At 60.8% G+C, this 22,282-nt stretch carries 18 protein-coding genes; 10 read left to right on the forward strand and 8 right to left on the reverse strand.

The annotated features are described in order from the left end of the window. The first annotated feature begins 3 nt into the window (after positions 1-3). From IB272_RS21005 to IB272_RS21030, 6 genes are all read left to right on the forward strand, one after another. On the forward strand, positions 4-1,875 hold the full coding sequence (locus IB272_RS21005) for a sigma-54-dependent Fis family transcriptional regulator (RefSeq protein WP_060530147.1): 1,872 nt from the start codon (positions 4-6) through the stop codon (positions 1,873-1,875). Between the two features lie 163 nt (positions 1,876-2,038). Then, positions 2,039-3,112 carry a 2,3-butanediol dehydrogenase gene (locus tag IB272_RS21010; protein ID WP_029742884.1) on the forward strand — a complete coding sequence of 358 codons (1,074 nt, stop codon included), beginning with the start codon at positions 2,039-2,041 and terminating at the stop codon, positions 3,110-3,112. Positions 3,113-3,179: 67 nt separating this feature from the next. Continuing rightward, the gene (locus IB272_RS21015; RefSeq protein WP_029742885.1) at positions 3,180-4,979 is read left to right on the forward strand and encodes an NAD(P)/FAD-dependent oxidoreductase; all 1,800 of its coding nucleotides are present in this window, start codon (positions 3,180-3,182) and stop codon (positions 4,977-4,979) included. Positions 4,980-5,376: 397 nt separating this feature from the next. Next, a complete protein-coding gene (locus IB272_RS21020) occupies positions 5,377-6,423 on the forward strand; it encodes a glutathione synthetase (RefSeq protein WP_029742886.1) in 1,047 nt (348 codons plus the stop codon). Between the two features lie 129 nt (positions 6,424-6,552). After that, positions 6,553-6,801 carry a hypothetical protein gene (locus tag IB272_RS21025; protein ID WP_034796515.1) on the forward strand — a complete coding sequence of 83 codons (249 nt, stop codon included), beginning with the start codon at positions 6,553-6,555 and terminating at the stop codon, positions 6,799-6,801. A 159-nt stretch (positions 6,802-6,960) separates the two neighbouring features. Further along, positions 6,961-7,458 carry a hypothetical protein gene (locus IB272_RS21030; protein WP_034796517.1) on the forward strand — a complete coding sequence of 166 codons (498 nt, stop codon included), beginning with the start codon at positions 6,961-6,963 and terminating at the stop codon, positions 7,456-7,458. 82 nt (positions 7,459-7,540) lie between these two features. On the opposite strand, the gene IB272_RS21035 is transcribed toward IB272_RS21030, so the two are convergent. Then, positions 7,541-8,833: a DUF763 domain-containing protein gene (locus IB272_RS21035; RefSeq protein ID WP_192444935.1), complete on the reverse strand. Its 1,293-nt coding sequence runs from the start codon at positions 8,831-8,833 to the stop codon at positions 7,541-7,543. Between the two features lie 163 nt (positions 8,834-8,996). On the opposite strand from IB272_RS21035, the gene IB272_RS21040 reads away from it, so the two are divergent. Next, complete coding sequence (locus IB272_RS21040; protein WP_192444937.1) at positions 8,997-10,331, forward strand: sorbosone dehydrogenase family protein; 1,335 nt, start codon at positions 8,997-8,999, stop codon at positions 10,329-10,331. 23 nt (positions 10,332-10,354) lie between these two features. Here IB272_RS21040 and IB272_RS21045 read toward each other — a convergent pair whose 3' ends face one another. The 4 genes from IB272_RS21045 to IB272_RS21060 all read right to left on the reverse strand — a co-directional run bounded on the left by IB272_RS21045 (position 10,355) and on the right by IB272_RS21060 (position 15,445). Beyond that, the gene (locus IB272_RS21045; RefSeq protein ID WP_192444939.1) at positions 10,355-11,245 is read right to left on the reverse strand and encodes a hypothetical protein; all 891 of its coding nucleotides are present in this window, start codon (positions 11,243-11,245) and stop codon (positions 10,355-10,357) included. A gap of 218 nt (positions 11,246-11,463) precedes the next feature. Next, a complete protein-coding gene (locus IB272_RS21050; RefSeq protein WP_110819257.1) occupies positions 11,464-12,483 on the reverse strand; it encodes an aminoglycoside phosphotransferase family protein in 1,020 nt (339 codons plus the stop codon). A 289-nt stretch (positions 12,484-12,772) separates the two neighbouring features. Next, positions 12,773-14,020 (reverse strand): MFS transporter, encoded by a 1,248-nt coding sequence (locus tag IB272_RS21055; RefSeq protein ID WP_060580741.1) that lies wholly within the window; start codon positions 14,018-14,020, stop codon positions 12,773-12,775. A 15-nt stretch (positions 14,021-14,035) separates the two neighbouring features. Further along, positions 14,036-15,445: an amidase gene (locus IB272_RS21060; protein WP_060530151.1), complete on the reverse strand. Its 1,410-nt coding sequence runs from the start codon at positions 15,443-15,445 to the stop codon at positions 14,036-14,038. A gap of 172 nt (positions 15,446-15,617) precedes the next feature. Between IB272_RS21060 and gcvA the strand changes: the two genes are divergently transcribed. Continuing rightward, on the forward strand, positions 15,618-16,550 hold the full coding sequence (gene gcvA / locus IB272_RS21065) for a transcriptional regulator GcvA (protein WP_134887118.1): 933 nt from the start codon (positions 15,618-15,620) through the stop codon (positions 16,548-16,550). A gap of 362 nt (positions 16,551-16,912) precedes the next feature. Here the strand turns inward: gcvA and IB272_RS21070 are convergent, their stop codons facing one another. The 3 genes from IB272_RS21070 to IB272_RS21085 all read right to left on the reverse strand — a co-directional run bounded on the left by IB272_RS21070 (position 16,913) and on the right by IB272_RS21085 (position 19,483). After that, positions 16,913-17,338: a DUF4168 domain-containing protein gene (locus IB272_RS21070; protein ID WP_112975597.1), complete on the reverse strand. Its 426-nt coding sequence runs from the start codon at positions 17,336-17,338 to the stop codon at positions 16,913-16,915. 699 nt (positions 17,339-18,037) lie between these two features. Then, the gene (locus tag IB272_RS21080) at positions 18,038-18,490 is read right to left on the reverse strand and encodes a DUF2721 domain-containing protein (RefSeq protein WP_034796355.1); all 453 of its coding nucleotides are present in this window, start codon (positions 18,488-18,490) and stop codon (positions 18,038-18,040) included. A gap of 159 nt (positions 18,491-18,649) precedes the next feature. Beyond that, positions 18,650-19,483: an alpha/beta hydrolase gene (locus tag IB272_RS21085; RefSeq protein ID WP_060530164.1), complete on the reverse strand. Its 834-nt coding sequence runs from the start codon at positions 19,481-19,483 to the stop codon at positions 18,650-18,652. A 329-nt stretch (positions 19,484-19,812) separates the two neighbouring features. Here IB272_RS21085 and IB272_RS21090 point away from each other — a divergent pair, with 329 nt between their 5' ends. Both IB272_RS21090 and kynA read left to right on the forward strand, forming a co-directional pair. Beyond that, positions 19,813-21,432 carry a benzoate-CoA ligase family protein gene (locus IB272_RS21090; protein WP_034796293.1) on the forward strand — a complete coding sequence of 540 codons (1,620 nt, stop codon included), beginning with the start codon at positions 19,813-19,815 and terminating at the stop codon, positions 21,430-21,432. Between the two features lie 4 nt (positions 21,433-21,436). Further along, on the forward strand, positions 21,437-22,273 hold the full coding sequence (gene kynA, locus IB272_RS21095; protein ID WP_060518000.1) for a tryptophan 2,3-dioxygenase: 837 nt from the start codon (positions 21,437-21,439) through the stop codon (positions 22,271-22,273). The last annotated feature ends 9 nt before the right edge of the window (positions 22,274-22,282 follow it).

Genomic DNA, 22,282 nt, shown 5'->3' on the forward strand with positions numbered 1-22,282 from the left:
TCGATGTCGACGTCGCTGTCGCATATTCGTGAGATAGAACGAGTCGCCTCCGGGGCCGCGAGCCCACGCGACGAGCCCGTCGTCCAATCCTGGCTTCGCTGCCTCAATGATTACAAGCTGGATCCGACGATCGCGCAGGAAGCCTATATCGTTCCGGGATCGAAGCTGCGCGAGCATCGCGAACAGGCGGAAGAACTGATCCGCATCGGGCGTTCCGGGCTTGAAGGGCTGTTCAACCAAGTCGCCGAACAGAACTATGTCCTGTTGCTGTCCGATGCCCGCGGCGTCACCGTCGATTTCATGGGGGATCCGACCTTCGACAATCAGCTGCGCAAGGCGGGCCTCTATCTCGGCTCGGAGTGGTCTGAGAGCCGGGCGGGCACCTGTGCCGTCGGGGCGTGCATCGTCTCCGGCCAGCCGGTCATCATCCATCAGGACGACCATTTCGACGCGAGCCATATCGGGCTGACCTGTACGGCGGCGCCGGTCTTCGACACGCTCGGCGATCTGACCGCCGTGCTCGACATCTCCCAGCTCCGGTCGCCCACTGCCAAGGCAAGCCAGCAGCTGGCGCTGCATCTGGTATCCGCCACTGCGCGGCGGATCGAGCTTGCCAACCTCATGACCCGCACCCGCAACGACTGGGTCCTGCGGCTTGCCCGCTCCCCGGAATTCCTGGATGTCGACCCGGACGCCGCCATCGCCCTCGACGGCAGCGGCCGCATCACCGGTATGACCCATGGTGGCTTCGGCGCACTCGCCCGCTCGATGAACATCCGCGGCCTCCAGACACGCAATTTCCTCGGCCTTCCGCTCTCGGAGGTGTTCGATATCGACGTGGACGATTTGCCCAACTTCATGCGCGGTCGTCCGAACGGCGAACGCTTGCTGAGAGCCAAGAGCGGCCTAGTCCTATTCGCCAGCGCCATCGCGCCCGTCGTCAGCCTGCGCACGCCCGCCGCGCCCGAAGCGCGCCTCCCCCGGGCCCTGCGCGATCTCAGCCAGGGCGACGCGACAATGGAACGGGTGCAGACCCGCGCGGCAAAATTGGCCACACGCCGCATCCCAATTCTCATTCAAGGGGAGACGGGCAGCGGCAAGGAGTATCTTGCTCGCGCGATCCATGACAGCTGCGGCGACAATGGCAATTTCGTCGCCGTAAATTGCGCAGCCATTCCCGAACATCTCATCGAATCCGAACTGTTCGGCTACGCACCCGGTGCATTCACGGGCGCCAGCCAGAAAGGTAAGCGCGGCCTGATCGAGGATGCGGACGGTGGCACCCTGTTCCTCGACGAGATCGGCGACATGCCGTTCACGCTGCAAAGCCGGCTGTTGCGCGTGCTCTCGGAAAATGAGATTCAGCCGATTGGGGCGCTGAAGGCCCGGCCAATCCGCCTGCGCGTCGTCTCCGCCTCCCACCGCGATCTGGCGGAACTGGTTAAGCAGGGCCGTTTCCGGGAAGACCTCTATTACCGCCTGAACGCCGCAACGCTCTCGCTCCCCGCCTTGCGAGAGCGTCAGGATCTTAGCTGGCTGATCGATCAATTACGCGCTCGTGTCGAGAAGGAGAACCACGAGTCCTACCGCATCGACAAGACGGCTCGGGCGGCCTTGCTCGCGCATGAATGGCCCGGAAATCTGCGTGAGCTTTCCAATGTTCTGCGCGTGGCCGCGGCCCTTTCCGAAAATGGTCTCATCGATAGCGAGTGCCTGCCGGAACATCTCTTCTCCGAAGCCATCCACTCGTTGCCCGGCGAGGATGATGCGTTACGCCAGGCACTCAGGGACTGCGGCGACAACGTTTCGGCGCTTGCGAGAAAGCTCGGCGTCAACCGTTCCACGATCCACCGCCGTCTGAAGCGGCTCAACTGACGCAACGCCTGCAACACCTGTTGCACCCGGACTGTTGCATTTTCGGTGACTTTCGCTCCCGTCACGTTTCAAGCCTTTGATATCACAAACAAAATAGACGCAGTTGCGATCTGGCATGCTGCTTGCTGCCTCTCCTGTGCAAGAACAAACAGGAGGAAACACAATGAAAGCTCTGCGCTTTCACGCCGCCAAGGACCTACGCATTGACGATGTCGACGCTCCGCCTGCCCCTGGCCCCGGTGAGGTACTGGTGGAAAATCGTTTCTGCGGCATCTGCGGGACCGATCTGCACGAATACGCCTATGGCCCGATCTTCATCCCGAAGGAACCGCATCCCTTCACGGGTGCTCATGGACCGCAGATCCTCGGCCATGAATTCGGCGGCGTCGTGAAGGCGATCGGCGAAGGGGTTAGCCATGTGAAGCCGGGCGACAGGGTCTCCGTCCAGCCGCTGATCATGCCGCGCCGCGGAGACTATTATGCCGACCGTGGTCTGTTTCACCTGAGCGCCAACCTGGCACTGGCCGGCCTATCCTGGCACTCCGGCGGAATGGCGGAAGCGGCGCTGCTCAACGACTACAATGTCCAGCCCATTCCCGATGCGCTATCCGACGAAGAAGCCGCGCTGATAGAGCCGACCGCAGTCGCCGTATATGCGTGCGATCGCGGCAGCGTCACCGCCGGCAACAGCGTGCTGGTCACGGGCGCAGGACCGATCGGCATTCTCGTTGCCATGGCAGCGCGGGCGGCCGGCGCGTCGAAGATTTTTCTCTCCGATCTCAACGAGACGCGGCTTTCACTGGCGAAGGAAGCACTCCGCGAGGTCCGCACCATCAATCCCAAGATCGAAAAGGTCAGCGATGTTGTCCAGGCCGAAACCGAGGGCGGCGTTGGCTGCGATGTCGCCATCGAATGCGTCGGCAACGAACATGCGCTCAAGAACTGCGCGAGCGCAGTGCGCAAGCAGGGCGTCGTCGTGCAGACCGGCCTTCATCCAGGCGAGAACCCGCTGAACTGGTTTGACGTGACCTTCAAGGACATCGATATCCGCGGTTCCTGGGCCTATCCGACCCACTACTGGCCGCGCGTGGCGCGCCTGATCGCGAGCGGCCAAATACCGGCTCGCCGCATCGTCACCAAACATGTCTCACTGAGCGAAGCTGTTTCGGCAGGGTTCGACCAGTTGCTCGATCCCGCCGGTACGCACCTGAAAATACTGATCGACCTCAAGCGTTAGGCCGGTCCCCATTGCGGGACGGTTGAGGAGCCGTTCCGTTTGTCATCACAGAGCAGGAGGATAAAGGATGCTCGAGAAGACCCCCACCACCCGCGTTCAGGCACAGCTTGATGCCCTTGGCGCTGCACTCGAAACCGGCCGTATCGACGATGCGGTCAACCTCTTTGCAGAGGAATGCTACTGGCGCGACCTCGTCGCCTTCACCTGGAACCTCAAGACTGTCGAAGGCCGGGACGAGGTGCGCGACATGCTTCAGGCACAGCTTGCCTCTGCAAAACCCTCCAACTGGCGCGTCGCCGCCGGCGAAGAAGCAACCGAGGCGGATGGCGTGCTTGAAAGCTGGATCTCGTTCGAGACTGCGACGGGACGCGGCTACGGCCTCGTGCGCATCAAGAACGGCCTGATCTGGACGCTGCTGACGGCACTGGCCGAACTCAAGGGCCACGAGGAGAAATCCGGCTTTACCCGGCCACTTGGCGCCAAGCACGGCCAGAATGTCGGCACGAAAACCTGGAAGGAGGAGCGCGAGCACGAGGAGCGCACGCTCGGCTATGAGACGCAACCCTATGTCGTGATCATCGGCGGCGGACAGGGCGGCATTGCGCTCGGGGCCCGGCTTCGCCAACTTGGCGTGCCCACCATCATCCTCGAAAAGAACGACCGGCCAGGCGACAGCTGGCGCAAGCGCTACAAGTCGCTCTGCCTGCATGACCCCGTCTGGTACGACCACCTGCCCTACATCGATTTCCCGAAGAACTGGCCGGTCTTCGCACCGAAGGACAAGATTGGCGACTGGCTGGAATTCTATACCAAGGTGATGGAGCTGAACTACTGGACACGCTCCACCGCCAAATCGGCAAAATGGGACGAAGCCGCGAAGGAATGGACCATCGTCGTTGACCGCGACGGTGAGGAAGTGGTGTTGCGGCCAAAGCAGCTCGTCTTTGCGACCGGCATGTCTGGCAAGGCCAACATTCCGAATTTCAACGGCCGTGAGCGCTTTGTTGGTGACCAGCATCATTCCTCGCAGCACCCGGGGCCGGATGGCTACAAGGGCAAGAAGGTCGTTGTGATCGGTTCCAACAATTCGGCCCACGACATCTGTGCCGCGCTGTACGAGGCGGGCGTCGACGTCACGATGATCCAGCGCTCGACGACCCATATCGTCAAGTCCGACACGCTGATGGATATCGGCCTCGGTGGGCTTTATTCGGAACAGGCGCTGGCCAACGGCGTAACGACGGGCAAGGCGGATCTCATCTTTGCGTCGCTTCCCTACCGGATCATGCACGAGTTCCAGATCCCGCTTTACGACAAGATGCGCGAGCGCGACGCCGATTTCTACGCGGCGCTGGAAAAGGCGGGCTTCCAACTCGATTGGGGCGCGGATGGCTCAGGTCTCTTCATGAAGTACCTGCGCCGCGGGTCCGGATACTACATCGATATCGGCGCGTCGCAGCTGATCATCGACGGCAAGGTGAAGCTTGCCGCAGGACAGGTGGAAGAGATCACCGAAACCTCGATAAAACTGGCTGACGGCAAGGAGATCCCGGCCGACGTCATCGTCTATGCGACGGGCTACGGCTCGATGAATGGCTGGGTCGCCGATCTCATCGACCAGGAGACAGCCGACAGGGTCGGCAAGGTCTGGGGACTTGGCTCCGATACGCCGAAGGACCCCGGCCCCTGGGAGGGCGAGCAGCGCAACATGTGGAAGCCCACGCAACAGGATGCCCTGTGGTTCCATGGTGGTAACTTGCACCAATCGCGCCATTATTCGCAGTACCTGTCACTGCAACTGAAGGCACGATTGGAGGGTATTCAGACGCCGGTTTACGGTCTGCAAAGCGTCCATCACAAGCGCTGAACCATTTAAGAGGCAGAGGGAGCTTGAGCGCCCTCTGCCTGTCGGTCGTGTCCGCGTGCAGGCACCCCAGTGCGGCTGTGTGCCATGCGGACATAGCCAGGAGATTGACGCTGAGCCCGCACTTAATCCTCGTCCGAGACTTGCCAGACCCTCCGGTCCGAACATTAGAGACATCACCTAGCTGGAACCCTGGCCATCGGGTTAGGGCGCATCTGCGGAGACAATCAAGACTGACAGGAACCAGTAGCAGCGAGGAGCGTTAATGCAACGGATCCTTCATGTCGTCTTCAGGTTGGGTCTAACGCGAGCCCCACACGCTTCGGGCCCCTAAAGTCGCCTTCGGGGCCATTGTACCGGGTGTGGCCGGTTGCACCCTTGTCTTAAGCCAGGAGCCCCCATGCGCATCGCCTTCCTTGTCAACGCGATCGAAACCGAAAGGCCGTCCTATACGACAACATCCTTGGCGCTTGCTGCGCTTGCTCGTGGCCATGAGGTCCTCTACATCACGCCGGGTGACTTCATACTTGGGCCCGACGACGCATTGATGATCCGGGCGGCACATCTTGGCGACGCACGCCCCAAGAAGTCCGAAACTCTGCTACGCGCTTTGATCGCGCCCGAACAGCAAAGAGCCCTTGTCAATGTTGAAGAGGTGGATGTTCTGTTCTTACGGAACGATCCGTCGCTGGATGCCGATACTCGCCCCTGGGCCGCGCATGCGGGTGCAAATTTTGGTCGGCTTGCCGCAGAAAGAGGCACGATCGTCGTCAACGACCCATGTGGTCTGGCCTTGGCGCAAGACAAGCTTTACTTCCAGGATTTCCCGGCCATCGTTCGTCCGACCACTTTGATTTCCAAGGACATCGAGGAGATCAGGGCGTTTATCGACGATCATTCAGACGGCGTAATCATCAAACCGCTACAGGGATCTGGCGGCAAGAACGTTTTTCGGGTCGGAAGCAGCACCGAATCCAACCTCAATCAAATCATCGATGCGGTGGGTGAGGTCGGCTATCTCATTGCGCAATGTTACCTTCCTAAGGCGTCGGAAGGAGATACCAGATTGTTTCTCATGAACGGGCGACCTTTGCAGCGCGGCGACGTCTACGCTGCGTTCAGGCGCGTTCCCGCGAAGGGAGACGTGCGCTCCAATATTCACGCGCGTGGGACGCCAAAACGGGCGCATGTGACAAAGGAAATGCTGGCGATCGCCGAGACCTTACGCCCGAAGCTTGTCGAAGATGGCATGTTCCTGGTCGGCCTCGACATCGTCGGCGACAAGCTGCTTGAGATAAACGTGTTCACGCCCGGTGGTCTCCAGACCATTCGTGAACTCTACGACGTCGACTTCTGCGAGGACATCCTCGAGTCGCTGGAGAACAAAATTGCGACCAGGAAGACGTATCAAGGAGCGTTGAACAACCGGATCTTGTCGACCCACTAGGACTTTGCCGAAGAACTCTGGGCACAAGGTCGCTAGCAAATTGGTGCTTTAAAAAAGATCTTTCCAAGGATTCGGAACCGATGGCGCTGTCCTCGGTTTCTCCTGCATACGCGATAGGAGAAGAAGGCGATGGCCAAAGACGACGATCTAAAAGCCGGCTTTACCGGCACACCCGAAGAACCTCTCGCTGGCGTTCGCAAAGCTGCGCAGACAGCCACCGAAGCAGTGAAGAGAGAGACGAGCGCTGTCGCGACTGCCGCAGCAGATCATCCTCACACCGCGACCACTCTCGGATTGCTGATCGGCGCCCTCGCCTTTACCATCGGCTACGTCGTGGGACGGTCATCGGTCGATACCGGGCGGGGATACTGGCGATAGATCCGCCAGCCGGCGAAGCTGATGTTCGCCGGCGCCTCTCAAATCACGATAACTCCCTCGTTACCATGAATTTAGGCGCCGCTAATATCTATTGACTATAGCGTGCACTATGCAAGGCTGAAAGCTCTTGATTGTGTCGTGACGCTGTAGGGTTTCTTCATGTTCTTGGTCCGCACCGATCTCGATGTCGCCATCACACGATGGCGCGAGATCATCTTGACTTCCTTGCCGTGGGACCAACTTGGCGGCTACGTTGCGTTGCGCAAGCATGATTTGACAATCGAACTTCACAACCTCGATGAGGATAGCGATCTGCTCGTCTTTGCCACCGATGGCGAAGTTCTGGCCAGCCGGTTCCGTTCAGCTTATCCCTTTGTGGTGACATACGGGAGGAATCCCGGCTACCCGCTGGAATACCTGGTCTGGCTTTCATTCCACATGCAAGCGAACTTCGATCGGTTGGGTGTCCTGGAGATGAGCGCGACTTACGAGGACGAAGAGGGCGACATCGAAAGCATGTCTGCCATGGCGATGGGCTTCTCGCGTCAGGCCGACCTTGACGACTTTATAGCGCGGTTCGACGGCAAGGACCTGAGCCAGGATTTGTTGTTCGGCTATGACGCTTATCTATTGGAGGTGGGAGAGAAGATCGGCTAAGGCATCCTTCCCCAAGGAATATCTCGCTCCCGCCCCTCGACTGAAGCTCATCTCGCTGAACCAGCGCCGGCCACTCGATTTTCTAGCGTGCCTGACGGTGAGCGTTCGACGGCGTCGGTTCCAGCGACTTCTGCTCGGCCGATCCGCCAGTCTCCTCCCATCCAAACACACTGCGACCGCCCCATTCGGGCGAGTGGCGAAACTCTCCGGCAACAATTTCCTTGAGGTCCGGGCCGGTGGCGTATCTTTCGAGCTGCCGTGCCTGGTCGTCAAGGCGCTTCAGCGCCTCCAGTTCCTCGCCAAGTCCGAGCCGCGCTTTCGTCACGGCCGATCGCATGACCGCGATCGTGTGGTCGTACACCTTGAGGGGCACGGGAAACGGATGGCGGTCCTTGCCACCGTGCGCAAGCGAAAACCGCGCCGGATCGGCGAAACGGCAAGGCGCGCCATGAACGACTTCAGCCACCATCGCGAGCGCGTTGACCGTACGGGCACCGACGCCCGGAACCATCAAAAGCTGCTCGAAATCTTCCGGCCCGCGATCGGCAGCCGCAGAAAGTGTCGCATGCAGCCGTCGCATGTTGACGTTTTCATCCCGTACGTCGTGATGTGCCGGCATCACGAGATGTGGGAGCAACGGCTGATCGGCCTCCTTCGGTTTACCCTTTGGATCCAGAGCGACGACTTCCCGGACAATTCGGTCAGGCCCAAGCGATGCCAAAAGCTCAAGCTGCCCGTGGCGTGATGCGGCAGCCCGTCTGTCTGCGAGATTGACGATTTCCCCCTGACCTTTTCCCTCGATCGCCGCATGGGGAGCGTCGACGAAGCTGGAAACGCCCTCCGACAACCAATGATAGCGCCGGGCCTGGCGTTTATCGCCGTTCATGCCTTGCTGTACCACCACCCATTTGCCATCGTCAGCGACGATGAAACCGTGCAGGTAGAGGTCGAAGCCGTCCTGGACCGCGGCACTATCGACCTTTGCAACAAGCCGGCTGGTGGCCGCAAGGCCGGCACCATCGATGCCGACGCGGTTGCCGATGGCGATCAGTTCGTCTGGCGTCTGCCGCGAATGTCGTCCGCGACCGCCGCAGACGCTTATCCCGAGATCCCGCGAACGAGGAGCGAGACCGCGCTTGAGAGCGCCGATGACGCTGGTGGTGATGCCTGATGAGTGCCAATCCATGCCCATGACGCAGCCGAAGGACTGGAACCAGAAAGGATGGGCCAGACGGCGCAGAAACTCGTCACGGCCGTATTCGATGACGATGGCTTCGGCGATGATCGTCCCGAGCTTCGTCATGCGATCGCCGAGCCACGGGGGAACCCTGCCGCCATGAAGAGGGAGATCTGCACTTCCAGCTCGCTGAACCATTCGTGTCTTATAGGCCGCTTACAGGCATTGTGACAGGGGAAAGTTCTTCAAACGTTCCTACCGCCGGGAACAAGTCGCAACCCTTGCTGTTTTGTGGTTGGAATGTTGCGAGGCGCCGTTGCGCCTCACGATGAGATGGGCCAATCCCTGCGGAGGCCTTCCAATGCAAAACCGTTTCCCGTGTGCGGCAGTCGTCATCCTCCTAACCGCAGCTTTACTGGCGGGTTGCGCCAACGTCTCAGCCAGGCAGACAGCGAGCAACACCGGCAAGGTTGGATACGGTTCGGATCCGGTTCTGCCAAAACCACGCCCAACCGTGATCCCGACGGTCAACATCGCCGATGCGACCGGGTGGCGGGGCGGAGAACATCCACTCGCTGCCAAAGGATTGAAGGTCAACGCCTTTGCGACGAATTTTGACCATCCGCGCTGGCTGCGCGTCCTTCCCAACGGTGACGTTCTGGTGGCCGAAAGCAATGCTCCGGCCAAACACGACGAGGGCTTCAGCCTGAAGAAGGTCTTCATGAGCGCGGCCATGAAGCGCGCTGGCGCCACCACACCAAGCGCAAACAGGATCACGCTGCTTCGCGACACCGATGGCGACGGGGTGGCCGACCTGCGGACCACGTTCGCCGAAGGTCTCAACTCGCCTTTCGGCATGACGCTGTCGCGGGGCAAGCTCTATGTCGCCAACACCGACGCTCTCGTCGCCTTCCCCTATTCGAACGGACAGACCCGGATCACGGCGCCGCCGCAAAAGATCGCGGATCTACCGCCCGGCGATCTCAATCACCATTGGACCAAGGATGTGATCGCAAGCCCGGACGGCCGCAAGCTCTACGTTACGGTCGGCTCCAACAGCAATGTTGCCGAAAACGGCATGGCCGTCGAACGGCACCGTGCAGCCGTGCTCGAGATCGACAAGGCAAGCGGCCACATGCGCCCCTTCGCCTCGGGCCTGCGCAATCCCAACGGGCTCTCCTGGAACCCTCAGAATGGAAAGCTGTGGGTCGCGGTCAACGAACGCGACGAACTCGGTGACGATCTCGTCCCGGACTACATGACATCCGTGCGCGATGGCGCCTTCTATGGCTGGCCCTACAGCTACTTCGGCCAGAACGTCGACACCCGCGTCAGGCCGCAGCGTCCTGACCTCGTCGCAAGGGCCATCAAGCCCGACTACGCGCTGGGCGCCCACACGGCATCATTGGGACTGGTGTTCTCGAGGGGCTCGTCGCTCGGCCCCACCTATTCGAACGGCGCATTCGTTGGACAGCATGGCTCCTGGAACCGAAGCGTACCCAGCGGCTACAAGGTCATCTTCGTCCCGTTTTTGAATGGCAAGCCCAGCGGCCGGCCAAAAGATGTCCTCACCGGGTTCGTCGGCAAAGGCGGCAGCGCCATGGGGCGCCCGGCCGGCGTGGCAATCGATAAGACGGGTAGTTTGCTGGTTGCCGACGATGTCGGCAATGTCGTGTGGCGTGTCAGCAGAGAATGACCTTTTGCCTGTTTCAAAAGCGATCAATGTGCATTTGGTCGTCCCGCGTCGGCAATCGCCCGATGAGAACGGGATGCCGCGCGCCGGCGCTCTTGAGTTCGGGCCTGTTTCCTGGAAACCCGCAATTCCTCCAGATCTGGAAGCCACCAGCCGCTTCGATGATGGGGACCGGTGCGTGCCGGCCATACAGAGATCAATTCCGACAGTGTTGCGGGCCGCCAGGAGGCCCAGACAAACTCCATCAGGCTATTGTTCATGAATGGATACGAGCAGGAGAAAGTTCGAGGGACAATCTCCTGTGAAATCCCGATGAATATTACGACGCCGTAAGTTTCAGTGGAGACGGCACGCCCGAGCTGTGGTGGAAAAACCGCAGGAACAGGGTATCGCCGTCTTCTCCGTTCGACGCTGCGACTTCTCGCTTCCAGTTCCTCGGCGGACCCCCGCGACGCAAGTCGGCGTTGCTTTCGTGCATCCGGTTCATTGCGGCGGGCGGCCGCTTCGATCACAGGCCACCGTTTCCGCAATTCCTCGTAGGAGCGGAACGGAACATGCCACGTCCTGGAATTGTCATCCCAATGCGCCCACGGCACCTGTCGCAATTCCTCAACGATGGTGCGGGAGAAAGGTGTCCGCAGGCAAAGGTCATCGCCTGCCTCCAGATACGGACTGCCGATGGGATCGAAGTCGTAAGCGTCCCTGCCCTTTGATTCACCGAACGGATCTCGTTCCGACAATTGGCCGTCCATCCATCTGGTAAACCGGCGGTCGGCAGTCTTGCCCGGAATAAACCAATTGCGCCTATCATCGCTCCATCTGGCCCGGGGAAAAGCCCGTCGAAACTCTCCCAGCATGGTTCGGTCGTAGGGAAACGAAATATACGCACCGGGGCGATTTGATGGCTCACCCGACATTGCTTCGCGAACCCCTCCTCGTTCCGACACATTTTCCCGTCTCACTCAACGAATAGGCTTGGCCCGCTGTTCCCCGATTGCGCAAAAAAACGAGAGCCGAACGGCTTTTTTCGATGCTGTAAACCGAGGCGCGAAGTCCACATCGCGCCCAATGGCGGACATCGAACCGCGTTCGGATGAGGTGGGCCGAAGCAAATCCCGGTGAGAGGATGAGCGGACTACGCCGCAAAGGCGTGCACGCCCGCGCGGACTGTCTCCGGGTCGCGGTTTTCGACGCCGTACAGAATGTCGAGAAGCGGAAAGGTCATTCGATAAAAACCCATACGATCCCTTGCCGCCGTGTCTGGGGAAAAGTGCGCGAGCACCAGGTCGACGAACGGGTCACCAAGCCCTGCCGCGAGGCTCGCAAAATCGTAAGCTGGGTCGCCGGGGCCGCAGCCGGAGAAATCGATGACGCCTGAAAGTCTGCCGCGATCGACGAGAATGTTTCCGGTCCCAAAATCCCCGTGAATAAGGCACTGCGGAAGCGCGTCGCAGGTCGCTAAAAAGTCGGAAAAGCGCTTCCGCAGACCGGTAACGACATCAGGCGAAAGCAGAGGAAAGGCCACTGCTTCGCATTGCGCCAAAAGGCCATTCCACTCGGATGAAGACGCCTCGGCAGGCTCGGCCTCCACGCTGTCGATGGGGAGCGAATGCAGAGCCTTTAGAAAGGCGGCAAGATCCGCGGCCAAAACCCTCTGTGCGCCTATCCTCAGGCCGGTCAGGTCCGAAAGCGGTTCGCCCAAGATCTTGGCGTGCAGCGAGACGAATTGGCCGTCGATGCGGCGCACCTCAAGATCAGGTACCGGCACCGGGAGAAGCGGCCGCACCGCGCGAAGCGCCGCGGCTTCGCGCACCAGGTCGCGTTCAGCGCCGCAATGACGCGGCAATCGAAGGATCCTGCCGTCAAGCTCGTAGGCCACCGAGTTCTGCCCCGAGCCGATCAGGACAGCCGCAGGCTCGGATGGCAAGCCAAGTTCCGCAACGATCCTCTGAAGGGGCATCGCATCGGTACCGCCACGAGTGGCGTCGACTTCCCTCTCAACGGAGGCGGTCGCGATTGGCTCTAGGGATAGATCCTTCACTGCGTTCGTCCTTTGCAATCCCACCCGGCAGGCCCTGGCCGCACGTCTGAATTCTGTAGCCGCTATTCTTCGCGATGACGGCCCGGATAAGACCGACACCGAGACGAAGTCCATGGCCGACGGGCTGGCTGAAATACTACGCCCGCTAAAGGGGGGTGTTGGGCTCGTGCTCCTGGCACCTGCGCAACCGCCCCCTCACAAAGTATCGAGGCCCATTCTTCGGCCGGCTTCGATTGGGGCCATGCGTGACGGCAAGCGAAACGCTCAAGGGATGGAACGGCATTCGTTCCCTCACCCTCGACCATATCTCATTGGTTGTATCGTTAGCAATTTATCGCAAGCAATGCGAACGCATGGCAGCGATATCCAATTGCGAAACGGACGAAAAAACTGCACCGCCAGTTCAAAGCCCTTCCGCAGCCGTTCTTGATTTGAGACCGATGGTCACGATCGCCACAAGCGCGGCCACCGCGTTGGCGCCTCCGCTGATCGCAATGGCCGGGAAGTAACTGTGGCTGGCGTCGTAGATAAAGCCGGCGAGGCTCGGGCCGATCAGCGTGCCGATTGCGACGCTCGTGTAAAGAAGCCCGATGATCCCGCCCACATTGCGGCGGCCGAAATGATCGGCAACCACGGCCGGCAGCACCGCGACCCAGCCACCGTAGAACAATCCGAACAACAGAGCGAAGGCAACAAGGGCCAAAAGCCCGGTCGCAGAGGCCCAAACCGCAAGCGACACGGCGATGCCCGCGTACATTGCCGCCAGGAAAGTGTCGCGACCCAAACGATCGGCAAGCCCCCCAAGGCAGAAGCGCCCCGCAGTGCTCCCAACGCCGATCGCGCTCAGGAGGAGGACGCCGACCGTCGGAGCGATCTGGTGATCGACTGCAAACGGGACGAGATGAACAAAGGGAACGAACACGCCGACTGCACTCAACAGGCATGCGACATACATGCCGACAAATTGCCGAGTCCGTATCGCATCCTTGACCGAAACGCCCTCCTTTGCCGCCGAATTCACGACGCCCGGTTCGACGAAGACTCCGTCCGGCCGAAGACCACGTCGCCCCGGATCGTTTTCGAGCAGCAATGCGGCGCCTATGCCGAAGGCCGCGGCCGCTCCACCGAGCACCAGATAGGCCTCTCTCCAGCCCAAAGCGGCGATCAACCAAGTCGCCAGCGGCGGCATGACAAGCGTGCCCAAGCCGATACCGCTGACCGCAAGACCCGATGCCAGGCCACGTCGCGCGACGAACCAGCGCTGAACGGCCCCAAGGGCCGGCACATAGGCACATCCCACGCCCAGACCTATTCCGAGCCCATAGGCGGCATAGACCTCGGCGATGGTGCGCGCCTGGCCCGCCAAGGCAAGGCCGAAGCCGACAAGCACCATGCCGACAAGGCAAAGCGATCTTGCTCCGAACCGATCCGCAAGGGGACCGGAAATCACGCCCAGGGCGAAGTACAAAAACCCTGCCAAAGAAAAAACAAGCGAAACGGAGCCACGCGATGCCCCGAGATCCTGCTGCAATACCTCGATGAAGGCGCTGAAGGTATAGGCGCTACCAAAACCTACGAATGTCAGCGTAAACGTCGCGGCGACGACGACCCATCCGTAGAAGATGCCTTGGCGCTGGCGGTGAGCGTTCATGATCGTTCGTCTCCGTCACCCTTTTCCCGGGTGTCTCTGGTGCCAAGCCGTATGCCCCTGGAATGCCGCTCCGGCGCGCACAAGGGTCAGTTCCTGGAACTGACCAGCCAGCAATTGAAGGCCGATCGGCATCTCGTCCTTTGCGACACCTGCAGGGAAAGTCAGTGCCGGATGGCCGCTCATATCGAGGGGGCAGGTATAGCGCTGCAGCCTAGCGATCAGATCCGGCTGCTCACCAAGTGTCGCGATGGCAGCGAGTGTCAGGGGAGCGAACGGCTGAACCGGGGTCAAAATCAGGTCGACGGATGCAAACAAGGCTTCGACGTCACGGCGGAAAATCGCGCGTCGCAGAAGGATCTGCTGATACTCCGCCTCCGAGACGGCTTTGCCCTTTTCAATGACGCCGGCAAGGATAGGCCCGTACAAGTCTTTGTTCGCAGCAAAGTCTCGCGCGTGAACGGCTGCCGCCTCCACGGCGCAGTTCGGCACCCAATCGGCAACGGCCTGGCTCACGTCCGGGAACCTGATCTCGACCATGTGCGCGCCAAGATCGGAAAAAACGTCCGAGGCAGCGGCGAGTGCGGCCTGTGTCTGAGGCTCCACGTCCTCGCTGTTCCACCCTGGATCAAAGCCTATCCGCAGACCGCCGACCCCGCTTCGCGAAGCGGAAGCGAAATCCGGCACCGGTTGCGCCGCCGCCGTTGGGTCCTTCGGATCACTTCCCGCGATGGCGGCAAGAATGATCCCCGCATCCATGGCGCTTCGCGCAATCGTACCGAGGTGGTCGAGGGAGGGAGCGAGATCGAAAACGCCGTGCCGGCTGACGCGCCCCCATGTCGGTTTGAGGCCCGTGACACCATTTGCGGCCGCCGGCCAGCGGATCGAGCCGCCGGTGTCGGACGCGATCGCACCGAAACAAAGGCCCGCTGCCGCCGCGACAGCTGAACCGCTCGAGGAAATCCCGGTCCAGTAGTCCGCGCTCCACGGATTGACAGACGGGGTTATTGCCGGATGGTAGTCCGAATACGCTCCCTCGGTCATTTGCGTCTTGCCGATAATGATCGCGCCTGCTTGCCTGAGGCGTCTGACGACAGTGGCGTCTTCGTCCGGAACAAAATTGCCATGGACGAGTGTGCCAGCCCTGGTTGGCACGCCTTCGATCCAGCACAGGTCTTTGACGGCGATCGGAACGCCGTGCAGCGGGCCGCGATGGCGTCCAGCGGCGATTTCCTCATCCGCCACCTTCGCCTGTTCCAGCGCGCTTGTGTCCATCACCTGCGCATAGGCGTGGAGGTCCGGTTCCAGTCGCGCGATGCGCCGAAGCTGCGCCTCGGTGATCGCCAGCGAGGAAATGCTCCCTCTTTTGATTCTGTCTCCGATCTCCGTGAGGCTGAGCAAAGTGAAATCATCCGAAACTATCGTCATTCAATTTTTCCCGACTGCGGTGAGCGAAATACATTAGAAAATCTATCTATCTTCAATCGCGCCTCCTGTTCCTCGTGAGGAGCGAGACAAGCACAGTTTAATGTGATAAAGCACATCATACTCGGCCGACAAACCAGATTTAATCATCCCTATAACTTAGAAAATCTAAATCATGAGCCGCCACCTTCCCCCGCTCAATGCCCTGAAGGCTTTCGAGGCCGCCGCCCGCCATCTCTCGGTCAAGATGGCGGCCGACGAGCTTTGCGTCACTCCGGGCGCGGTCAGCCAGATGTTGAAATCGCTCGAGACACATCTTGGCGTGAAGCTGTTCGAACGAGTGACACGCGGCATCTATTTGACCGATGCGGGCCGGGACTACCTGCCAGCGGTCCGCAATGCCTTTCGCCAGATTGCCGAAGCCTCGCGACGCGTCATGGCCTCCAACGACAGCGGCATGCTGACAGTCAGCGTCACGCCATTCTTCGCATCGGCATGGCTCTTGCCGCGCATGCACTCCTTCCAGGAGATCAGCCCCGAAATCGATCTCCAAATCGTCGCAAGCAGCACCCTTGCCGATTTCTCTCGCGGCAGCGTCGATGTCGCGGTGCGTCATGGTGCCGGCCGTTATCCGGGCTTGCGCAGCGACCGCGTCGTAACCGTCGAGATGGTCGCCGTGGCAGCCCCTGATCTCGTCGATCGCCTCGGCGTCCCTCGATGCGCGGACGATCTCATCCGCTGGCCGCATGTCCATGATGCCGACCGCAAGGGATGGAGCCTTTGGTTCCAGGCAAATGGCGTGGAAGAGTTCCGTTCTCCCCGCGGTCCGTCGTTTGACGATAGCAGCCTTATTTTGAAGGCGATCCTGTCTGGCCATGGCGCAGGGTTGCTGCCCGCTGCAATGATTGCAGCGGAACTCGCCAGCGGTGAGTTGGTGAAGCTCCTGGACGCGGCTTTGATAGACGAGTTTGCCTATTACCTGGTGTGCCCCGAGCACGCCCAGGACAATCCAAAGATTGCGACCTTCCGGGATTGGATACTCAATGTGGAGAAGACGCAGCTGGCCGAAACGTCCGGCAAGGCTCAGAAAAGCCTCCATCCTGGCTGATGCGCTGCGGATCCCGACCGTGACAGACTCAGCATCCTGATCGATGGCGATGTCTCTGAGCCTCGAAGGACGATGCATCGGAATTACGCCCGAAGTGCTCGAGCGCGAGACTACAGCACTCGCCGGAATTCTTGCCAGGCGCCCGAACTGGCGCGCTCATTGCCGGTTTCAGCGAGATAGATCGCGAGCTGGTCGTAGGTGATCGTCAAAGGACAACAGGGAAGCGGAGGAGGATAATCAGGCGATCTTGAAGCGCTGGACCTTGGTCAGGCAGATCGGCGAAGATCCATTTCGTAGCGGGTAGCCCGCACCTGGTGCGGGCTACCCATTTGTCTCTGTCAAACTGGTTGCGTCCAAGCCGGTTATTGCTGTGTCGGAGCGGTGTCTTGGAGTTTTGCCTGAACCTTCTTGGCGACTGCCGGATCACTCTGTGCAGCTGTAAGGATTGCCGAATACTCTTCGATCGAAATGGTCGGTGAGGCTTGTACCGCCTCGACCATTTTCTTGCTGGCTTCGGTCTCCAAGTCCTTCTTCGCCGTTGCATCCGACGTTGCTTCTATCTTGGCGGAATATTCCTGCCTGACCTTGTCGACCTGAAGATAGGCAACCGCGAAGGCCTCGATTTTCTGGTCGCTGATCGCAGCGTCCGGGCCCTTGCTGCCAGCCTGGCCCTGCGTCGGCTGGGTCGTTTCGGCCTGAGCGATCTCAAGGGCGGATGCGGGACTGACGACCATGAAGCTAAAGACTGCCGCCGCGAGCGACGCGACGGGTTTGTAACCGGTGATCATATTCATTCCTCTCTGATGCGCATGACGTGATCAGGAGCGACACTGACTTTCAATCGCCCCTAAGGTCGGCCGGATACCGAATGCGCCGCGACGATGGAACGTTGGAATGGGCTCGATGCGGCCGTATCGGGGCCATTTGCTGACCATTCCACGGCAGCTTTACGGCTCACCCGACGGCTCCGGTCCCACACTTTCTCCCGGTCCCGGACCGACTACTTCTTCCCCACCCGTTCGCGCCGGACCCGGCGCGTCAGATTGAACGCGTCATGGCCGGCACCGGAAACGATGTCGCGATGGGAGAGTTGACGCTCTCTCGCGCTTGCTCTAACGGCCCCGATCAAATCGCGATCGAAAGCGATCCCCGGCGAGTGCCACGTCAGACGCCCCTGAAGATCGATCGCGCCATGGCAACGCCGCCGACATCGACGTCGCCTGCGATATCGCGGCCACGCGGTTTCGACAGGGTGTCTGTTCGCGCATGCCGCTCCGGCGGCGGACAGACGTCCTCATCCGTTTTTCCGAATTGATCGCCGAGAGCCGTGACATCCTGGCGGTGCTCGATACGATGGAGATGGGCAAGCCGATCGCCAAAATGTGTGCGAAGAACCGGGACCGATGCCGGTCGCCAAGATCGAGTACGTAGTCAACGAGGCGCAGGCGACGGTTGAATTCGCCTGAAAGCTGACGGCGGCACCGGCATCAGTCGCCGCCCGACGCTGCCTGATCCATGCGCATCTGGCGCAGCATGTTCCGCCCGGCGATCAGCATCTCGAACAGGAAAGCCAACAGCGACCCGATGAGCGAGACGATCGCGCCGCCGAAAAACCAGAAAAGGTTCTCCTCGCGAAACCCGAAGGCAAGCGCGCCGGCGAGCAGATTGAGAATGGCGCAGCCCGTGCAGATCGCCGCGAAAGTCCCCAGCGCAACGGCGATCTCGAGCGCCAGCGTCCGCCGGCGCAGATAGTCAAGCTGCATCCGCCGCGCGTCGTTCTGCTCGTATTTCTCCCCGATCTCGTTGACGCGATCGGACACCCTGCCAAGCCGGGAGGCATAGACACTGACAAAGCCGGCAGTGCCGGCGAGAAGAAAGACGGGCGCCAGCGAGGTTTGGACGATCGAAGCGAGATCGATGACGGTCGACGGCGTCTCCATGCTTGCCTTCATTTTGCGTCGCTCGCTTCCGGCGAGACCGGGAGGAGCACTCTAGTCAGTTTTGACGGATATAGTAGCGATACAAACACCGAGATATGGCGCAGATAGAAGCGCTTCATACCCTTATCAAGGGAATACGGGAGCGACCCAGCCCGACGTTCACACGCCCAACAGTAACGTCCGCACCAGGGGATGCTTGGCGTCGGCAAGGCCGTCGACGACGTTGAAGTGGTGCCGGTCCGGCTCCGCGACAGCAGCCGTCGTTGCACCCAATCCGGTCCAGATATTGGCAAGAAGCGCGTTCTGACGCAGGAACTCCGCACGCTCGCCGCCTCCGACCCAGCAGGTGATGCGGGCGTCTGGCATCGGCCGCAGCAGTGCCGGGCTCTGTGAAAGTGCCTCGGCCTCGTCGATCGCGAGCTTCTCGTTCATGGCCGTCGACATGATCGGGCGCAGGTCATGCACGCCGGAGATCGAGACGACGTTGCGGATCCGGCCCTGGACATCAGGCGAAAGCGGCGCGGTCGTCGTGATCATTCGGCTGACGAGGTGGCCGCCGGCCGAATGGCCGGTCAGCATCAAGGGACCCTCGACGCGTTTCGATGCCTCGCTTATAGCGGCGGCGACCTCTTCGACGATCCCGGCAATGCGAATCTTTGGGCAGAGCGTGTAGGACGGCATCGCGACGGCATAGCCGCGCTCCACTGCTCCGGCCGCCAGGTGCGACCAGAAGCTCTTGTCGAGCTGTAGCCAGTACCCGCCGTGGACGAAGACCACCAGGCCCTTGGGCGAACCGTCGGGAAGAAAGAGATCCATACGGTTCCTCGGCCGATCGCCATAGGCAAGGTCGAGTTTGGCGCGTCCGGCGCTCAAGAGGGCGTTGCGGAACGCCTCGGCCGGTTTGACCCAGGCTTCCGGCCAGCGATCGCCGCGCGCGATGTTCGAGCCGTTCGCATAGGCGTCGTCCCAGTCGGAAATGCGGTGTTCCAGCATCGATTTCATCCTCCCTTTGATGTCTCCTCACAGATAGCAATCGCCTGCCCCACCGGGAAAGGCAATGCCGGCAATCGAAAAAAACTTTAGGCTTGAAATAATTTTGGACTGGTGCGATGCTGCCCCATGTTCAGCCGAGAAGTGGAGGTCTCGCTGTGCCTATCGCCATAACTGGAGTCGCGTCGCCGACGGCCCGTGTCACTTTGAATAGTGCCGCGACGCTTGCCGCTTGTCCGCAGACCAGGGCTTTGAACCACCGCAAGACTTTCAGCCGGCTTTGAACAATGCCTGGGCAACAGGCACGAACGAAATTAGGGAACAGCCGCCACATGCTTGGACCGACTTCGCACGTCGATACGTTCACCCGCGACCATCTTCCGCCACAGGAAGAATGGCCGGAGTTTCTTCTCGAAGGTTTTGACTACCCGGATCACCTCAACGCCGCCGTCGAATTGACGGACGCCATGGTTGCCAAGGGTTTCGGCGATCATACCGCGTTGATCGGCAATGGCCGCCGCCGGACTTACAAGGAACTGTCCGATTGGACCAACCGTCTCGCCCACGCGCTGGTTGAAAATTACGGTGTGAAGCCCGGGCACCGCGTGCTCATCCGCTCCGCCAACAATCCGGCCATGGTCGCCTGCTGGCTGGCGGCCACCAAGGCCGGCGCCGTCGTCGTCAACACCATGCCGATGCTCCGGGCCGGGGAACTCGCCAAGATCGTCGACAAGGCCGAAGTCAGCCTGGCACTTTGCGACACGCGGCTGATGGAAGAAATGATCGTCTGCGCCAAGGACAGCCGCTTCCTGAAGCAGGTCGTGAGTTTCGACGGGACCGCGAACCACGACGCCGAACTCGACCGCATTGCGCTCGACAAATCAGTGGTCTTCGAGGCGGTGCATACCGGTCGCGACGATGTGGCGTTGCTCGGTTTCACCTCTGGCACGACGGGGATTCCGAAGGCGACCATGCACTTTCACCGCGATCTCCTGGCGATCGCCGACGGCTATGCCCGCGAAGTGCTCGGGGTCACGCCCGACGATATCTTCGTCGGCTCGCCGCCGCTCGCATTCACCTTTGGCCTTGGCGGCCTTGCGATCTTCCCCTTGCGCTTTGGAGCCGCAGCGACACTGCTCGAGCATGCGACGCCGGCCAACATGGTGGAGATCATCGAGAAGTACAAAGCGACGATCTCGTTTACCGCGCCCACCGCCTATCGGGCGATGATGAAGGCGATGGATAACGGCGCCGATCTTTCATCACTGCGCGTCGCGATCTCGGCGGGCGAGACCCTGCCCGGTCCGGTCTTCGAGGAGTGGACGGCCAAGACCGGCAAGCCGATCCTCGACGGGATCGGCGCAACCGAGATGCTGCATATCTTCATTTCCAACCGCTTCGAGGACCGCAAGCCTGCCTCGACCGGAAAGCCGGTCGGCGGCTACGAAGCGCGGATCGTCAATGACGACATGCAGGAAGTCCCCCGCGGCACGATCGGCAGGCTTGCGGTGCGTGGCCCGACCGGCTGCCGCTACATGGCCGACAGCCGACAGCGCGACTATGTGCGCGACGGCTGGAACCTGACCGGCGACGCCTTCTATCAGGACGAGGACGGCTTCTTCCATTTCGCCGCCCGTTCGGACGACATGATCATCACCGCCGGCTACAACATCGCCGGCCCCGAGGTCGAAGCCGCCCTGATTTCCCACCCGGAGGTCGCAGAATGCGCCGTCGTCGGTGCGCCCGATCAGGAACGCGGCCAGATTGTCGAAGCCTATGTCGTTCTGATATCTGGCGTGTCGGCAGACGACGCAACGATCAAGCGTCTGCAGGATCATGTGAAGGCGACGATCGCGCCTTACAAATATCCGCGATCGGTAAAGTTCCTGGACAACCTGCCGAAAACAGCCACGGGCAAGATCCAGCGGTTCCGATTGCGGTCGGAGAACTGAAAACATGAGCAAATCATACGACCCTTCGAAAGAAGGCGCCCAGATGTCGTTCGAGGGACGCATGTCCTATAGCGACTACCTGATGCTGGAAAAGGTACTGGATGCGCAGGAGCCGCTTTCCAAAGCCCATGACGAGATGCTGTTCATCATCCAGCATCAGACGTCCGAGCTCTGGATGAAGCTCGCGCTGCACGAGATCAACGCGGCGGTCCGCTCGATCCGCGACGACCGGCTGGAGCCCGCATTCAAGATGCTGACGCGCGTCGCCCGCATCTTCGAGCAGCTGAACAGCGCCTGGGATGTGCTGCGAACGATGACCCCCAGCGAATACACCACGTTCCGTGAATCGCTCGGCCAATCCTCCGGCTTCCAGTCCTGGCAGTACCGGGCGATCGAGTTCCTCGCCGGCAACCGCAATGTCGCGATGCTCGGGCCGCATGCGCACCGCCCCGACATCATGGAAAAGCTGGAAGCGATCCTGGCAGCGCCGTCGCTCTACGACGAGGCGATCCGGCTTCTTTCGCGCAACGGTTTCGATGTCGGCGCGGAAGCGGACAAGAGCGATTGGCGCGAGACGCGCACGGAAAGCGAAAAGGTCTTCGCCGCCTGGCAGATCGTCTACCGCGATCCCGAGCGCTATTGGATGCTCTACGAGCTCGCCGAGAAACTGGTCGATTTCGAGGACTACTTCCGTCGCTGGCGCTTCAACCACGTCACGACCGTCGAGCGCATCATCGGCATGAAACGCGGAACCGGGGGCACATCCGGCGCGTCCTATCTGAAAAAGATGCTCGAAGTGGAACTTTTCCCCGAGCTCTGGCACGTGCGCACGGGTCTCTGATAGAACACA

Origin of the sequence: Ensifer sp. ENS08, assembly GCF_014852195.1 — a bacterium.
GTDB lineage: Bacteria > Pseudomonadota > Alphaproteobacteria > Rhizobiales > Rhizobiaceae > Ensifer > Ensifer adhaerens.